17 protein-coding genes and 3 pseudogenes are annotated in these 14,154 nt (G+C 52.0%); 11 read left to right on the top strand and 9 right to left on the bottom strand.

From position 1 onward, the window contains the following. Positions 1 to 2: 2 nt before the first annotated feature. From GJ746_RS11010 to GJ746_RS10975, 8 genes and pseudogenes are all read right to left on the bottom strand, one after another. Positions 3 to 632 (bottom strand): glycoside hydrolase family 19 protein, encoded by a 630-nt coding sequence (locus tag GJ746_RS11010; RefSeq protein ID WP_154680227.1) that lies wholly within the window; start codon positions 630 to 632, stop codon positions 3 to 5. Then, complete coding sequence (locus GJ746_RS11005) at positions 632 to 910, bottom strand: phage holin family protein (protein WP_154680226.1); 279 nt, start codon at positions 908 to 910, stop codon at positions 632 to 634. The genes GJ746_RS11010 and GJ746_RS11005 overlap by 1 nt, the downstream gene beginning before the upstream one ends. Continuing rightward, a pseudogene (locus GJ746_RS11000) lies at positions 900 to 1,223 on the bottom strand (phage holin family protein); the annotation flags it as partial. The gene GJ746_RS11005 and the pseudogene GJ746_RS11000, both read right to left, overlap by 11 nt. Positions 1,224 to 1,283: 60 nt before the next feature. Next, positions 1,284 to 1,517, bottom strand: a complete 234-nt coding sequence (locus GJ746_RS10995; protein ID WP_154680225.1) for a DinI-like family protein — start codon at positions 1,515 to 1,517, stop codon at positions 1,284 to 1,286. 419 nt (positions 1,518 to 1,936) lie between these two features. Next, entirely contained in the window at positions 1,937 to 2,230 is a 294-nt protein-coding gene (locus tag GJ746_RS10990; RefSeq protein ID WP_154680224.1) for a hypothetical protein, read from the bottom strand. Positions 2,231 to 2,537: 307 nt separating this feature from the next. After that, positions 2,538 to 2,690, bottom strand: a complete 153-nt coding sequence (locus GJ746_RS10985) for a hypothetical protein (RefSeq protein WP_154680223.1) — start codon at positions 2,688 to 2,690, stop codon at positions 2,538 to 2,540. Between the two features lie 3 nt (positions 2,691 to 2,693). Continuing rightward, a complete protein-coding gene (locus GJ746_RS10980) occupies positions 2,694 to 2,975 on the bottom strand; it encodes a DUF977 family protein (RefSeq protein WP_154680222.1) in 282 nt (93 codons plus the stop codon). Then, a pseudogene (locus GJ746_RS10975) lies at positions 2,968 to 3,216 on the bottom strand (replication protein P); the annotation flags it as partial. The pseudogene GJ746_RS10975 and the gene GJ746_RS10980, both read right to left, overlap by 8 nt. On the opposite strand from GJ746_RS10975, the pseudogene GJ746_RS10970 reads away from it, so the two are divergent. Both GJ746_RS10970 and GJ746_RS10965 read left to right on the top strand, forming a co-directional pair. Continuing rightward, positions 3,216 to 3,452, top strand: a pseudogene (locus tag GJ746_RS10970) (enterohemolysin); the annotation flags it as partial. The pseudogenes GJ746_RS10975 and GJ746_RS10970 overlap by 1 nt on opposite strands. Before the next feature lie 39 nt (positions 3,453 to 3,491). Next, the gene (locus GJ746_RS10965) at positions 3,492 to 3,731 is read left to right on the top strand and encodes a DUF4060 family protein (RefSeq protein ID WP_049101131.1); all 240 of its coding nucleotides are present in this window, start codon (positions 3,492 to 3,494) and stop codon (positions 3,729 to 3,731) included. A gap of 220 nt (positions 3,732 to 3,951) precedes the next feature. Here GJ746_RS10965 and GJ746_RS10960 read toward each other — a convergent pair whose 3' ends face one another. Next, positions 3,952 to 5,169, bottom strand: a complete 1,218-nt coding sequence (locus tag GJ746_RS10960; RefSeq protein WP_195908823.1) for a tyrosine-type recombinase/integrase — start codon at positions 5,167 to 5,169, stop codon at positions 3,952 to 3,954. 146 nt (positions 5,170 to 5,315) lie between these two features. Between GJ746_RS10960 and sapC the strand changes: the two genes are divergently transcribed. The 9 genes from sapC to GJ746_RS10915 all read left to right on the top strand — a co-directional run bounded on the left by sapC (position 5,316) and on the right by GJ746_RS10915 (position 14,105). Further along, positions 5,316 to 6,206, top strand: coding sequence for a putrescine export ABC transporter permease SapC (gene sapC, locus GJ746_RS10955; RefSeq protein WP_154680220.1), 891 nt, complete (start codon positions 5,316 to 5,318; stop codon positions 6,204 to 6,206). Next, a complete protein-coding gene (sapD, locus tag GJ746_RS10950) occupies positions 6,206 to 7,198 on the top strand; it encodes a putrescine export ABC transporter ATP-binding protein SapD (RefSeq protein ID WP_154680219.1) in 993 nt (330 codons plus the stop codon). The genes sapC and sapD overlap by 1 nt, the downstream gene beginning before the upstream one ends. Position 7,199: 1 nt before the next feature. Next, positions 7,200 to 8,009: a putrescine export ABC transporter ATP-binding protein SapF gene (sapF, locus tag GJ746_RS10945; RefSeq protein WP_154680218.1), complete on the top strand. Its 810-nt coding sequence runs from the start codon at positions 7,200 to 7,202 to the stop codon at positions 8,007 to 8,009. 18 nt (positions 8,010 to 8,027) lie between these two features. Next, positions 8,028 to 8,570: a HutD family protein gene (locus GJ746_RS10940; protein WP_154680217.1), complete on the top strand. Its 543-nt coding sequence runs from the start codon at positions 8,028 to 8,030 to the stop codon at positions 8,568 to 8,570. Positions 8,571 to 8,781: 211 nt separating this feature from the next. Then, entirely contained in the window at positions 8,782 to 9,570 is a 789-nt protein-coding gene (gene fabI, locus GJ746_RS10935) for an enoyl-ACP reductase FabI (protein WP_154680216.1), read from the top strand. A 180-nt stretch (positions 9,571 to 9,750) separates the two neighbouring features. Next, positions 9,751 to 10,908, top strand: a complete 1,158-nt coding sequence (locus GJ746_RS10930; protein WP_154680215.1) for a carboxymuconolactone decarboxylase family protein — start codon at positions 9,751 to 9,753, stop codon at positions 10,906 to 10,908. Between the two features lie 81 nt (positions 10,909 to 10,989). Next, a complete protein-coding gene (locus tag GJ746_RS10925; RefSeq protein WP_154680214.1) occupies positions 10,990 to 12,924 on the top strand; it encodes an exoribonuclease II in 1,935 nt (644 codons plus the stop codon). A gap of 176 nt (positions 12,925 to 13,100) precedes the next feature. Beyond that, positions 13,101 to 13,283: a hypothetical protein gene (locus GJ746_RS10920; RefSeq protein WP_154680213.1), complete on the top strand. Its 183-nt coding sequence runs from the start codon at positions 13,101 to 13,103 to the stop codon at positions 13,281 to 13,283. Between the two features lie 72 nt (positions 13,284 to 13,355). Then, positions 13,356 to 14,105 (top strand): DNA-binding transcriptional regulator YciT, encoded by a 750-nt coding sequence (locus GJ746_RS10915; protein ID WP_154680212.1) that lies wholly within the window; start codon positions 13,356 to 13,358, stop codon positions 14,103 to 14,105. The last annotated feature ends 49 nt before the right edge of the window (positions 14,106 to 14,154 follow it).

The following is a 14,154-nucleotide window of genomic DNA, read 5'->3' as shown; positions in this document are numbered from 1 at the left end:
GATCATCCCACCAGTACCGATTTTGCTTTCAGGAAACGTGCACGGCGATCATCAATACCGTTCTGTCCACCGTTGATAATCTGGGTCACGCGCCCTAAATCACCTAGATATTTCAAACACCCTTTTGAGGTGTAAAACCAGGCAGCGCTGCGGGCTGCGTTAATATCCTTCTCCAGTAACTCAGGATTGCTGACTAAATCCAGTTTCAGTGCATTACCGCACTTCATGTAATTATCGAGGAAGGTGATCCCGATAATTCCACGCCCGCGAAACTTCCAGCCATCGCCTGCAGCCTGATTGCCAAAGCGATTGCTGTAGACCAGATTAGCGATCGCTCGTTGACGTTCGAGCGGTACAACTTTTTCGTAAGTTTTACGTCCTAAAGTGTTCGCCTGGTCCTGAGTGATGCGCTTTGCCTTCACAAAACCAGCCAAGCCGGCAACACTATAGTTAAAGCTTTCGACCAACTGGGTAAATGACGTGCTTTCGTGTCCACACTGCGCTATGAACATCGCTCGATCGAGAGGACTAGTGATTCTGAATTCGTTCATTGCAGTATCAATGTGCGGAAACCAGCGCGCAGCTAATCCGGCGCTAATACCAGCCGCCCTTTGAAATTGTGATTGGTTCATCAGTTCCTCAATGCATCTATCAGGCGGGCAACATTTCCCCTGAACCAGAGAACCGCGCCGCAGATAAGAATGTTAGCCATCACCACAAGCCAATTTGATGACTCGTAAAGGCCAAACAGGAAACGAAAAGGGATGCTGGCATAAACCAGCACCATCAGATAAGCCAGCACAGATATGCCAGGACGGTGGCGCGCGTTCCCTCGCTGATAAAACATCAAGGCAAGCACGATAACGGCACATATGATGGAATTAGCCAGCGCTGAATGATCATTTACCACTTGACCCCCCTCCCCGAAATCGGGTCAGCATATTGAACAAGCTATTAAGGTCCTGGCTATGCAGGAAAGTGAGCACTTTTATGATTAGAGCAGAGATTAATACAGCTCCCAGGGCATCAAGCGGTCGCTCGCGGTATCCTGTCCAGCTTGTAAGCTTCGAACCCACCAGACCGGCCCCCAGAACACCAACAATAAATGAAGTTAGGAAGTAACCGCTCAAACGAATACGACTCACATTTGCCGCTGTGGCAACATAAAACACCGCTCCAGCAAACGCACCGAACACAACACCATAATCAATACCGGTTAGCAGCATCAAGGGTAACGCGAACGCGATGCTCTGAGAGAAAGGCCGCCACCAAAATAAATTTACTCAATAAAACCAGCCGTCAGACGTTTCCTTGGTTTCTGGCAGAATTTGCTCAATTCGTTCTTCGTCGCCCTTATCACCACCAAGAACGCTGAGACCATCCATACTGGCGCGGCGAAGTGACAGCGAGAAATCACAATACTTCTCATCAATTCTGCGCATCAGTTCTTCCTGCAACGCCGCTAAAGCACCTTCAGGCAACTTCTTGTTCTTATCGATGGTTACTTCGATTCTCATAGTCTCCCTTCCTGCGAAAATACTGTATAAATACACAGTACACCTAACTCACTGAATGAGCAATAACTTAAGAGCACAAATCGTTAGTTATTGTCAGTAATGAGAAAAGAAAACCCGCCGTAGCGGGTTGATTTTATAGTCTTTTTAGACAAGAGCTTTATATATGGGCAGGAGCATAAATCGCGATGAACAAAATTCAATCAACTCGTGTGAGTTCAAAAGAGTCATTTAGAAGTACACTTTTTTAAATACATGGAGGCCAAATGTAAGTGCGATTGACAGTACAATTATTTGATAGAAGCCTCGGACAAGTGCGCCATACTCTTTGAATGTTATCTATAGACAAGTTCAAGAAAAAAGATGCCTAAGTCATATAGTCTAGGAAAATCCATTTTTATTAAAAAATCATTATAAATGTCTTAATTGTCAATACCCTTAAGAAAATCATTATGAAAGAGCATGAACTCATAATCACCTCCTTTTTTTCTAACCAGTTCAATTTCAAAATCTGGCCACGGATATTTATAACGCAAAAAAAGGCATTTTGACTCAATATCTATCGCCCCCTTAAGACCAAAAGAAAAACATTCAACAATATTGTGCTCTTTAATTTTCTTCACTATAACCAACGGACTTAATTTCTTGTTCTCAGAGCACAAGTTTAGATATGCACGGTTGAAAACCACCTCATTTCCTCGTGAATCATTTGCCATGATAAATCCTCAGTCATCCCTATGTAAAAGACTTAAAAATCAAGTAACAGAAGACTCCGGTACTTGATGGTTCCATTTTGCAGAAGACAATAGCAGCTTTAATGGAGTAAAGATTCAACTATTTTCAAATTGAGAACTTTCCAAATCATTTAAACTAAAACACATATTAATTAGCGCACCACGCGAATTTAATTCAATAATTTCAAACGATAATTTCAAACACAGTCGCATTCTCAGCTTTATAATACATCAGGCGGCTACATCCTTCTTTTGACATAATTCAGGTAAATTAGCCCTCACCAATGCCTCAGCAATAGAGCCTTAAGTCATAGGCGTCGTCCATTGCGGCCAGCGCCATGCGCGCCAATTCTTCAATTTCAGCATGAGACGGCGGCAGTGTCATTGCACGATGAAAGTTAGCGATTAGCTCAATGCGCTCTCTGATTAATTTGCTGGTCATTTGTTAGCCCTCACCCATTCCTTCGTTGTGCTGAGGATTTTTCCGATGACTGAATCTCTGAAGGTCAAAATCAATGGTCGCCCGCAGGTCGCGGAACAAACCAAGACGCCCGTAGCGAATGACCTTCCCGGTTCTGACTGCAGCCTGGAAATACCGGCCAGCTGTATCCCGGCACATGCGTAGTTCTGCACAAGCTTCTTTCACCGTCAGGCGCCCTTTCTCGCGGGTTAGTTCGATAATCGCCTGGACGCAGGCCTGCTTTTGTTCACGTGATTTGTTAGCCATGATTCCGTCCTCTCCCCAGACCGAACTTCGCGCGGATCTCCGCGATTTTGTTTAATCCCTGCTCGTTACTCAGCGGACGTCCGCCGAGTTTTGGGATCTGCTTAACCGGTTCTGGAATCGTTTCTCCAGCGTTCAAGCGACGAACCATACGCAACAGCTCACCCGATGCTTTACGACGTAGCTCTGAATCGCTGAGGCCGTTTGCGCGCATATCGGTATACAGTCCGGTTACCATCCAGTACTGTTCTCTTCACCGAACTGAAAGGTAAAGCCGTGCAGCGCTACTTCATGGTTGATGCGAAGAACAAAGTTGAGGCCGCAATAAATTCTCTTCCTAACCCTGGGGATCCAGAAGCCGAAGTTTTATTCACGAAGGCTGAAAGCACATTGACCTCATCGCGCCGCCATCTTGGTGATGAACTGTATGACCAGTTCCGCATCACCCTTGACGACATGAAACCGGAATACGTGGGCTAACCAGATTGGGAGGGGTGCCCTCCCGATTAAGGAATGTTTATGCGACTAATAAACCGAAGCAAGCAATCTCCTCTCGGACGCCAGGCCTGCGAAACGGCACTGGCGAAGCACGTTGAGCTATACGGCGATTATGGACGTCAGAAGACAAAGCGGACCTACACCATTGAGGTTAATGGCTCAAAGATTACGGTTGAGGTAGTAAACAGAAAATGCAGTTATGTGGCCACAGCAATGAACTGCGCACGCAGGCTGCAGCATCTGCCAGGACAATCTAATTAAAGGTTTTTTATGAATAACACCTCGCATTTTAAAGATGAGATATTGATAACCGATGACGTTTTGTCCAGGTACAAAATTTCACGCAGCACGCTGTATTTCTGGAGTACCCTCTCCCGGATGCCGGCCTACTTTTCTCAGCCATTCCCCAAGCCGAAAATAAACGGCAGTCCTAAGAGGTGGAGACTTTCAGACCTTCTGGCCTGGGAAGATAACGTGGGTATCAAACCAGAGGCTGACCAATCAGCTTTTCAAGATGAGTCTGCCATACCGCAAGCCAATGCCGCTGTTCATCCAGATAGTCATGCAGGTTATACCGCGCCATGACCCCAGACATATGATGACCAAGCAATTTCTCAATCACATGTGGCGGCGCGCCTAATTCAGAAAGGCGCGTTGCTATTGTTCTTCTAAGGTCGTGAAGCGACCACGTTTTCATTCCCGTTTTGGCTATGATTTGAGCCGAGAACAAGGCAACGTTGGGTTGCTGCGGAGGACGATCGTCTTCTGGCCCTTTGTATCGTGACAGTGTCACAACATGATTTGAGACGGATGTTTCCTTTTCTGTCTTCATCATGTTGACCACCGCTTCAGGTAGCGCCCGCCTTACTGACTTACCGGTTTTGTAATCACTTGCTGGAATAGTCCAGGTTCCCTCCTGGAAATCAAACCATTCCCATTTAGCTGTTCTTATCTCAGTACTCCGGCAACCGGTCAGGATAAGAAACTTCATAATCAGCTGCTGCCTGTACTTCATTTCCGGCAGCGTATTCCAGACCGTTTTGATTTCTTCGTCACTTAACCAGCGATCTTTAACCGCAGCAGTAAGCCCAACGTCAGAACGCCTTAAGCTTTCTATGGGGTTTACGTTAATAACTCCTCTGTTGGAGCAGAAACGGAATGTACGCTGCATTAAACCCAGCATCTGACCGGTAACCACCCTTCTTCCCATATCATCAAAAAGGCTTAGCCAGTGTGCTTTCGTTGTCTGGTCAACAATCATGTCACCGAGCACAGGAGCGATATGATTATTAAAGTCCCGGCGATTAACTTTTATTTTGACCAGTCCTTCTGGAATGCAGTAATACTTTTCCCAGTAGTCGAACGCTTCTTTAACTGTCAGTGCTTCTGTTTTTTTCTGTTTCTCCAGCACTGTTTTCCGTCTCGGATCCAGTCCTTCCGTCAACCACGCCCTGAACTGCTGCCGGCGCTCTCGGGCCTGAGATAATGATATGGTTGGATAATCGCCAATCGTCAGCTGAACGGCTTTCCCGTTCCATCTGTAACGATAAAAGAATGTTATACTGCCGGAAGTAGACAACCTGACATTCAAGCCGTGAGCGTCTGAAATGACCTCAATTTTGTCTCTTTTTTTGCCAAGAGATTTTCTAAGTTTTGTGTCGGTAAGCAATGTGTACACTCCGGAAGATGATATACACATCAGTGTACACATTATACGTAAATTGATAACCTTCAAATTAATGCAAAATAAAGAATCTTAAAGCGCAAAATTGAAGTAACGTGTTGTTGGTATTGAAGAATTTTAAAAGACATCAATCATGATTAACAAACATAAAACAGGTTTATATGCCCTACGATAGCGTCTATCTGGAGAAGCGCCCGCCGGGTGCGCTGCGCACCGTATGGCGAAAATTCTACGGTGATACTACCGCTATGGTCGGCCTGTACGGCTGTGCGGCTCTGGTACTGTTGTGCGTTTTCGGCGGCTGGTTCGCGCCTTACGGCATCGACCAGCAGTTTCTTGGCTATCAGCTGCTGCCGCCGTCATGGTCGCGCTACGGTGAGGTGTCATTCTTCCTTGGTACTGACGATCTGGGTCGCGACGTTCTTAGCCGTCTGCTGAGCGGCGCGGCGCCAACGGTCGGCGGGGCATTTGTAGTGACGCTGGGCGCCTCTCTGCTGGGCCTGGTACTTGGCGTGATTGCCGGTGCGACTCACGGCCTGCGTTCTGCTGTGATGAACCATATTCTCGACACCCTGCTGTCGATTCCCTCCCTGCTGCTGGCGATTATCGTCGTCGCCTTCGCGGGCCCGCATCTTAGCCACGCAATGTTTGCCGTATGGCTGGCGCTCCTGCCGCGCATGGTGCGGTCGGTTTACAGCATGGTGCATGATGAACTGGAAAAAGAGTACGTCATCGCCGCGCGCCTCGACGGGGCGTCGACGCTGAATATTTTATGGTTCGCGGTGCTGCCGAATATCACCTCTGGCCTGGTCACCGAGATCACCCGGGCGCTGTCGATGGCGATCCTGGATATCGCCGCGCTGGGTTTCCTCGACCTCGGCGCTCAGCTTCCTTCCCCTGAATGGGGAGCAATGCTCGGCGATGCGCTGGAGCTGATTTACGTCGCACCGTGGACGGTGATGCTGCCGGGCGCGGCAATTATGATAAGCGTCCTGCTGGTTAACCTGCTGGGCGACGGGATCCGCCGCGCAATCGTCGCCGGGGTGGAATAATGCCGTTACTCGATATTCGTAATTTAACGATTGAATTTAAAACCAATGAAGGCTGGGTGAAAGCCGTCGACCGCGTCAGCCTGACCCTGGCTGAAGGGGAAATTCGCGGCCTGGTCGGAGAATCCGGCTCGGGTAAAAGCTTAATTGCCAAAGCAATTTGCGGCGTCACCAAAGACAACTGGCGGGTGACCGCCGACCGCATGCGTTTCGACGATATCGATCTGCTGCGCCTGTCAGTACGCGAGCGGCGTAAGCTGGTGGGCCATAACGTCTCGATGATCTTTCAGGAGCCCCAGTCCTGCCTCGACCCTTCTGAACGAATCGGCCAGCAGCTGACGCAGAACATTCCCGGCTGGACCTTTAAAGGACGCTGGTGGCAGCGCTTTGGCTGGCGTAAACGGCGCGCGATTGAGCTCTTACACCGGGTGGGGATCAAAGATCATAAAGATGCGATGCGCAGCTTTCCCTACGAGCTGACGGACGGAGAGTGCCAGAAGGTCATGATTGCTATTGCGCTGGCAAACCAGCCTCGCCTGCTTATCGCCGATGAACCGACCAACGCCATGGAGCCGACGACTCAGGCGCAAATTATTCGCCTGCTGACGCGATTGAACCAAAATAACAACACCACGATTCTGCTAATCAGCCACGATATGCAGATGCTCAGTAAATGGGCGGACAAAATTAACGTCATGTACTGCGGGCAAACGGTGGAAAGCGCGCCGAGCGAAGAACTGGTGACCATTCCTCATCATCCATATACGCAGGCGCTGATTCGGGCGATCCCGGACTTCGGTAGCGCCATGCAACACAAAAGTCGGCTCAACACCCTGCCGGGGGCTATTCCGCTGCTCGAACAACTGCCTATCGGCTGCCGCCTCGGGCCCCGTTGCCCCTACGCCCAGCGCGAATGTATCGAAACGCCACGCCTGGTGGGCGCGCGCAACCACCTCTATGCCTGTCATTTCCCGCTGAACATGGAGAAAGAGTGAAATGGTCGAAACGTTGCTTGAAGTACGCAATTTGAGTAAGACCTTTCGCTACCGTACCGGTTGGTTTCATCGGCAAACGGTAGAAGCCGTTAAGCCGCTGAGCTTCACCCTTCGTGAACGCCAGACGCTGGCGATCATCGGCGAGAACGGCTCCGGCAAATCAACGCTGGCGAAAATGCTCGCCGGAATGGTCGAACCCAGCACCGGCGAACTGCTGATTGATGACCATCGGCTGGAGTTTGGTGATTACTCTTTCCGCAGCCAGAAGATTCGCATGATCTTTCAGGATCCGTCGACATCACTCAACCCACGGCAGCGTATTTCGCAAATCCTCGATTTTCCGCTGCGTCTGAATACCGACCTCGAGCCAGAGGCGCGGCAGAAGCAGATTATCGAAACGTTGCGCATGGTTGGCCTGCTGCCTGACCATGTCAGCTACTATCCGCATATGCTGGCGCCGGGGCAAAAACAGCGTCTGGGCCTCGCGCGGGCACTGATTCTGCGTCCGAAAGTGATTGTCTGCGATGAGGCGCTGGCGTCGCTGGATATGTCTATGCGTTCGCAGCTGATAAACCTGATGCTGGAGCTGCAGGAAAAGCAGGGTATTTCCTACATTTACGTGACTCAGCATCTGGGGATGATGAAGCATATTAGCGACCAGGTACTGGTGATGCATCACGGTGAAGTGGTCGAGCGCGGCAGCACCGCCGATGTTCTGGCGTCTCCGCTACACGAGCTGACTAAACGTCTTATTGCCGGCCATTTTGGCGAGGCGCTTACCGCCGATGCCTGGCGTAAAGACGGTAAATAATCCGAGGCATACATTCAGATGATTGTTCCGGTTCAGTTTTCGACCCTGCCCGTCACGCCGTGGAAAAACGGCGCGGGCGAAACGCGCGAAATTGTCAGCATCCCTTCGCCGGATGCGCCGTTTATCTGGCGCGCGAGCATCGCCACGCTGGAAAATGACGGCCCGTTTTCTCTTTTTCCCGGCGTCGACCGGGTCATCACCCTGCTTGAAGGGCAACCGCTATGGCTACGGGGCGATAATATCGCCCAGCGCCTGGAGCTCTGGCAACCCTGGGCGTTTGCCGGTGAGTGGCCTCTTGCCAGCGAGGGGATTAGCGGACGCGGCCTGGACTTCAATATAATGACCCAGCGTTCGCGCGCCCGCGCCCGGGTCAGCGTCGTCACGCAGCGGCAGCGGCCCGGCGCGGAGGGCATCGCGTGGATACTGCAGGGCCATTGGCTGTTGGCTGACACCGTCTGTGTGGCCGGGTCGGGGATCTGGTGGCAGGACGAACCGCCGGGCGAACTGATTCCACACGCTGCGCATGCCCGCCTGCTACTGGTTGAAATAGAACGCCGCTAGCGCCAGATACCTATAATCTTAAAGGGGATACTCTGGTACAGATGGTAGCCATGTGCGCCATATAGCGAGGGGAATGGCAGAAAAATATCGTGACAGAGGGGGTCGTCAGTGAGATATAATTCTTGGCTAAATTTGAGTTATTTTGAAATAACAACGTTAATCAAATGATTGTTAAAGTAAAAATAAGCAATAACGATAAGGATTAAAAGCTATGGGTTTTCTTTCCGGTAAGCGCATTCTGTTGACTGGCCTTGCCAGCAAACTGTCCATCGCCTGGGGCATCGCGCAAGCTATGCACCGTGAAGGGGCTGAACTGGCGTTCACCTATCAGAACGAAAAACTGAAAGGTCGTGTGGAAGAATTTGCCGCCGCGCTGGGCTCTAACATCGTCCTGCCGTGTGACGTATCTGAAGATGAGAGTATTGAGTCACTGTTCACCGAGCTGGCGAAAGTGTGGCCAAAATTCGACGGTTTCGTACACTCCATCGGCTATGCTCCGGCAGATCAGCTGGACGGCGACTACGTTAACGCAGTAACGCGTGAAGGTTTTAAAATCGCTCACGATATCAGCGCCTACAGCTTTGTTGCGATGGCGAAAGCCTGCCGCGGTATGCTGAACCCGGGCTCCGCCCTGCTGACCCTTTCCTACCTGGGCGCAGAGCGCGCTATCCCGAACTATAACGTAATGGGCCTGGCGAAAGCTTCTCTTGAAGCAAACGTCCGTTACATGGCTAACGCCATGGGTCCGGAAGGCGTTCGCGTTAACGCCATCTCCGCCGGTCCAATCCGTACTCTGGCGGCTTCCGGTATTAAAGATTTCCGTAAGATGCTGGCGCACTGCGAAGCGGTTACCCCGATTCGTCGCACCGTCACCACTGAAGACGTCGGTAACAGCGCAGCCTTCCTGTGCTCTGACCTGTCTGCAGGCATCTCCGGTGAAGTTGTTCACGTTGACGGCGGCTTCAGCATCGCCGCAATGAACGAGCTGGAACTGCAATAAGTTGCCCACCCTCCTCGCCCCAGTGAGGAGGGTTTATCCCCGCGTTCTTCCTCTGTTATTCCAATCCGCTATTTGTTAGCACGTATCAATATTTTCTCCCGCATCAGGGTTAAGCCAGGATAGTTCCCTATAGCATGACCGCGAAATGGCGGTTTGCCACATATCGAACAAGGAACGCCCATGGAGCAACGCCGCGTTTACGGCAAAAACCACTGGTATCATGAGACCCAGTCAACAATCTGCCCGGTGGATGTCTTGCCGCTCGTCCCTGAAGCCGCCCATGTCGAAGATCGTTTTCTTCTCGATCTGGCTCTGCCTGAAGAGCTGCGCAAAGCGCATGCGCGCTGGCTTCCGCTGGCTCGTCGGCTGGCCGATGCCCTTTTTCCCACGACGGTGAGCGTTAATCGTCTGCAGACATTTAGCGCCTATGACCGGCTCAGCACGGCGCTGACCGTCGCTCAGGTATATGGCGTTCAGCGCCTGTGTAATCATTATGCGGCCCGGCTGGCGCCGCTTCCAGGCCCGGACTCCTCGCGTGAAAGCAATCGTCGCCTGGCGCAAATTACCCAGTACGCGCGCCAGCTCGCGAGCTCGCCTGCGCTGATTAACGCGCAGTCCCGCCATCAGCTTGATGAAGTCGGCCTGACCAGTCGCGATATTATCCTTATCAATCAGATTATTGGTTTCGTTAGCTTCCAGGCCCGCGCTATCGCCGCGTTCCACGCGGCTCTTGGTTACCCGGTGCGCTGGATCCCCGGAATGCCGCAGCAGGACGACGCGCCAGAAACCCTTTTCGTCGCCAGTGACTGCGACTGGCATCCAGGGCTCGACGATGCAGATTTACGCTATGCCGACGATGAGCGCCAGTCGCTGTTAGCGGGCTGGCAAAAACATCCGGGCCTGTTCGAGCTGGCTCCGCTGCTGGCGGCTCAGGAGCCTCCGCTGGATATGCAGGAACAGCTTCTGAGCCACCTCAGCGAGCCGCAGCCGTTCGCCGCGCAGGTGGCGCTGATTGCTGCGCGCATCAACGGTAGCATCAGCTGCTTTAACGCCTGGGCCTCGCGATGTCCGAACCTGACCGCGCTTTCGGGCGCGTTACGCGGCAATCCATCCAGCGTTCACCGGTGGGGGGAAAACCCGGCATTCGAGCGCCAGCTGTTACAATCCATCCAGCTTTTAACCCGTTCCCCTGACCGCTTCAGCGCAGCCCACCTGAATCCCCTGATTGAATACGGGCTCTCCCGGACATCTGCCATCGATCTTCTCGCCTGGTGCGGGCTGTGCGGATGGATGAATCGTCTAAAAATCGCCCTCGGGAATGTGAGTCAGCAGACGTAAAATGCTGAAACAGCGCTTGCTGCGGCAGGCATATTCGCGTAAAAATGTCAGCCGCTCTTTTAGCCACGAAAATACGAAATTATGTTTCAGGACAACCCGCTGCTAGCGCAGCTTAAACAGCAACTGCATTCCCAGACGCCACGCGTTGAAGGCGTCGTTAAGGGGACGGAAAAAGGATTTGGCTTCCTCGAAGTCGACTCTCAGAAAAGCTATTTCATTCCGCCGCCGCAAATGAAGAAAGTGATGCATGGCGATCGTATTATCGCCGTGGTCAACACTGAAAAAGAACGCGAAAGCGCTGAACCGGAAGAACTGGTTGAGCCGTTCCTGACGCGTTTTGTCGGCAAAGTTCATAAGAAAGACGATCGTCTCTCTATCGTTCCTGATCATCCGCTGCTGAAAGATGCCATTCCCTGCCGTGCCGCTCGCGGCGTAGAGCATGATTTTAAAGAAGGTGACTGGGCCGTTGCCGAAATGCGCCGTCATCCGTTAAAAGGCGACCGCGGTTTCTATGCTGAACTCACCCAGTATATTACCTATGGGGACGATCATTTCGTGCCGTGGTGGGTCACTCTGGCTCGTCATAATCTGGAAAAAGAAGCGCCGGACGGCGTTTCAACCGAGATGCTTGATGAAGGACTTAATCGCCGTGACTTAACGGCGCTGGCTTTCGTGACCATCGACAGCGCCAGCACCGAGGATATGGACGATGCTCTGTACGCCGAGCTCGCCGCTGACGGTAAACTGCACCTGACCGTCGCCATTGCCGATCCGACCGCCTGGATTGCCGAAGGCAGCAAGCTGGACAATACGGCAAAAATTCGTGCCTTTACCAACTACCTGCCGGGCTTCAATATCCCGATGCTGCCGCGCGAGCTGTCTGATGACCTCTGCTCTCTGCGCCCCAACGAGGTTCGTCCGGTACTGGCCTGCCGCATGACGCTGGCTGCTGACGGTACCATTGAAGATGATATCGAATTCTTCGCCGCGACCATCGAGTCTAAAGCCAGGCTGGCCTACGATGACATTTCCGACTGGCTGGAAAAAACCGGCAGCTGGCAACCGGAGAGCGAGACTATCGCTCAGCAAATAAAGCTGTTGCACGATGCCTGCCTGCGCCGTAGCGAATGGCGGAAAAACCACGCCCTGGTCTTCAAAGATCGCCCGGATTACCGCTTTGTGCTGGGTGAAAAAGGCGAAGTCCTGGATATCGTTGCCGAACCGCGTCGTATCGCTAACCGCATCGTTGAAGAGTCGATGATTGCCGCTAACATCTGCGCTGCCCGCGTGCTGCGCGATAAGCTTGGCTTTGGCGTTTACAACGTCCACACCGGGTTCGATCCGGCGAATACTGAACAGCTGGCAGCCTTACTGAAAACTCACGATGTACATGTGGATCCGGTGGAAGTTTTAACGCTTGAGGGCTTCTGTAAACTACGCCGCGAGCTGGACGCGCAGCCGTCCGGTTTCCTCGACAGCCGGATCCGCCGCTTCCAGTCGTTTGCCGAAATCAGCACCGAACCGGGCCCGCATTTTGGCCTGGGTCTGGAAGCCTATGCAACCTGGACCTCTCCAATCCGTAAGTATGGCGATATGATTAACCACCGTCTGCTGAAAGCGATTATCAAAGGGGAAACTATTTCACGTCCGCAGGATGATGTTGCGGTGCAAATGGCAGAGCGTCGTCGCCTTAACCGCATGGCGGAGCGCGACGTCGGAGACTGGCTGTACGCTCGTTATTTGCATCCGCAAGCGGGTACGGATACTCGTTTTGCCGCTGAAATCATTGATGTCAGCCGCGGCGGTATGCGCGTACGTCTGATTGATAACGGCGCGGTTGCTTTTATTCCGGCCCCGTTCCTGCATGCCGTGCGTGATGAACTGGTGTGCAGCCAGGAAAGCGGGACTGTGCAGATCAAAGGCGAAGTTGTCTATAAAGTTACGGATGTGATCGATGTGACGATTGCCGAAGTCCGTATGGAAACTCGTAGCGTTATTGCGCGTCCTGCCGCCTGATAAAGTGCCCTTTGCGGCTCCCGGGCAGGGAGCCGCATTATCGTCCCACCCGTTATTTTTCCGCGCCTTGCCCGCTAATCATCATCGATGAGTTAGATTGTTCGTTTTTTCGCTTCTCTTTTTCATCCGTTTTTAGCATCATTGATTTTATTCATATTTGTAACCAGGATAACGCCATGTCAGATTTGAATGCCCGTCTGCTCGCCCAACGTATCGATACCGTGCTGGATATTCTGGTTGCCGGGGATTATCACTCCGCGATCCATAACCTGGAAATTCTCAAAGCCGAACTACTGGCGCTTTCCAGCGACGAACAGGAAAATAAACCCGGTCAGCCTAAAGCGCCGTGGGAAATTTGATAATCCTTATCGCCGCGGTCGGTTTTACACAGCCGATCGTTAGCCCAAACAGCCCTTAACTGTGATGTTGCTATGAACGCCCGACAACAAAGTATTTTGCAAATGGTCATCGATAAAGGCCGTATGAGCGTGGCCGATCTCGCGAAGATGACCGGTGTCTCTGAAGTCACCATTCGCCAGGATTTGAATTCATTAGAGAAGCAGAGCTACCTGCGCCGTACCCACGGCTATGCCGTTCCGCTGGATAGTGAAGATGTGGAAACCCGCATGATGACCAATTTCGCTATAAAGCGAGAGCTGGCCGCGCGGGCAGCTGAGCTTGTGTCGTCCGGTGAGACGATATTTATCGAGAACGGTAGCTGTAATGCCCTGCTCGCCCGTACGCTTGCTGAACGCGGCGATATCACAATTATCACCGTCAGCAGCTATATTGCGCATCTGCTTAAAGAGACGCCGGGTGAAGTCATTCTGCTGGGCGGTATCTATCAAAAGCGTAGCGAAAGCATGGTGGGCCCGCTAACGCGGCAGTTTATCCAGCACGTCCATTTCAGCAAGGCCTTTATCGGCATTGACGGCTGGCAGGCAGAAACCGGTTTTACCGGAAGAGATATGATGCGCGCCGATGTAGTCAACGCGGTGCTGGAAAAAGGCTGTGAGGCGATTGTGCTGAGCGACAGCTCAAAGTTCAGCGTTGTTCATCCTTATCCACTCGGCCCGGTTGGTCGTTTTAACCGCATTATTACAGACGATAATCTTAATGATATCGTTCGCAACCAGCTCACTGATTGCGGATTAACCGTTGATATCGTTAAACATCCCTGATTTTCTCTTCCGATTCCACCTCAACTGTGCCGGCGATATCCGGCACAGG

Source organism: Klebsiella oxytoca, assembly GCF_009707385.1.
Lineage (GTDB): Bacteria > Pseudomonadota > Gammaproteobacteria > Enterobacterales > Enterobacteriaceae > Klebsiella > Klebsiella oxytoca_C.
Note: the sequence above shows the minus strand (reverse complement) of the source record. Positions and strands in the feature narration are given on the sequence as shown.

Excerpts from the sequence above, each read along its gene's own strand:
- GJ746_RS11010 (WP_154680227.1), bottom strand. The coding sequence starts at position 632 with ATGAACCAATCACAATTTCAAAGGGCGGCTGGTATTAGCGCCGGATTA.
- GJ746_RS10995 (WP_154680225.1), bottom strand. The coding sequence starts at position 1,517 with ATGAGAATCGAAGTAACCATCGATAAGAACAAGAAGTTGCCTGAAGGT.
- GJ746_RS10990 (WP_154680224.1), bottom strand. The coding sequence starts at position 2,230 with ATGGCAAATGATTCACGAGGAAATGAGGTGGTTTTCAACCGTGCATAT.
- GJ746_RS10985 (WP_154680223.1), bottom strand. The coding sequence starts at position 2,690 with ATGACCAGCAAATTAATCAGAGAGCGCATTGAGCTAATCGCTAACTTT.
- GJ746_RS10980 (WP_154680222.1), bottom strand. The coding sequence starts at position 2,975 with ATGGCTAACAAATCACGTGAACAAAAGCAGGCCTGCGTCCAGGCGATT.
- GJ746_RS10965 (WP_049101131.1), top strand. The coding sequence starts at position 3,492 with ATGCGACTAATAAACCGAAGCAAGCAATCTCCTCTCGGACGCCAGGCC.
- GJ746_RS10960 (WP_195908823.1), bottom strand. The coding sequence starts at position 5,169 with ATGTGTATATCATCTTCCGGAGTGTACACATTGCTTACCGACACAAAA.
- sapC (WP_154680220.1), top strand. The coding sequence starts at position 5,316 with ATGCCCTACGATAGCGTCTATCTGGAGAAGCGCCCGCCGGGTGCGCTG.
- sapD (WP_154680219.1), top strand. The coding sequence starts at position 6,206 with ATGCCGTTACTCGATATTCGTAATTTAACGATTGAATTTAAAACCAAT.
- sapF (WP_154680218.1), top strand. The coding sequence starts at position 7,200 with ATGGTCGAAACGTTGCTTGAAGTACGCAATTTGAGTAAGACCTTTCGC.
- GJ746_RS10940 (WP_154680217.1), top strand. The coding sequence starts at position 8,028 with ATGATTGTTCCGGTTCAGTTTTCGACCCTGCCCGTCACGCCGTGGAAA.
- fabI (WP_154680216.1), top strand. The coding sequence starts at position 8,782 with ATGGGTTTTCTTTCCGGTAAGCGCATTCTGTTGACTGGCCTTGCCAGC.
- GJ746_RS10930 (WP_154680215.1), top strand. The coding sequence starts at position 9,751 with ATGGAGCAACGCCGCGTTTACGGCAAAAACCACTGGTATCATGAGACC.
- GJ746_RS10925 (WP_154680214.1), top strand. The coding sequence starts at position 10,990 with ATGTTTCAGGACAACCCGCTGCTAGCGCAGCTTAAACAGCAACTGCAT.
- GJ746_RS10920 (WP_154680213.1), top strand. The coding sequence starts at position 13,101 with ATGTCAGATTTGAATGCCCGTCTGCTCGCCCAACGTATCGATACCGTG.
- GJ746_RS10915 (WP_154680212.1), top strand. The coding sequence starts at position 13,356 with ATGAACGCCCGACAACAAAGTATTTTGCAAATGGTCATCGATAAAGGC.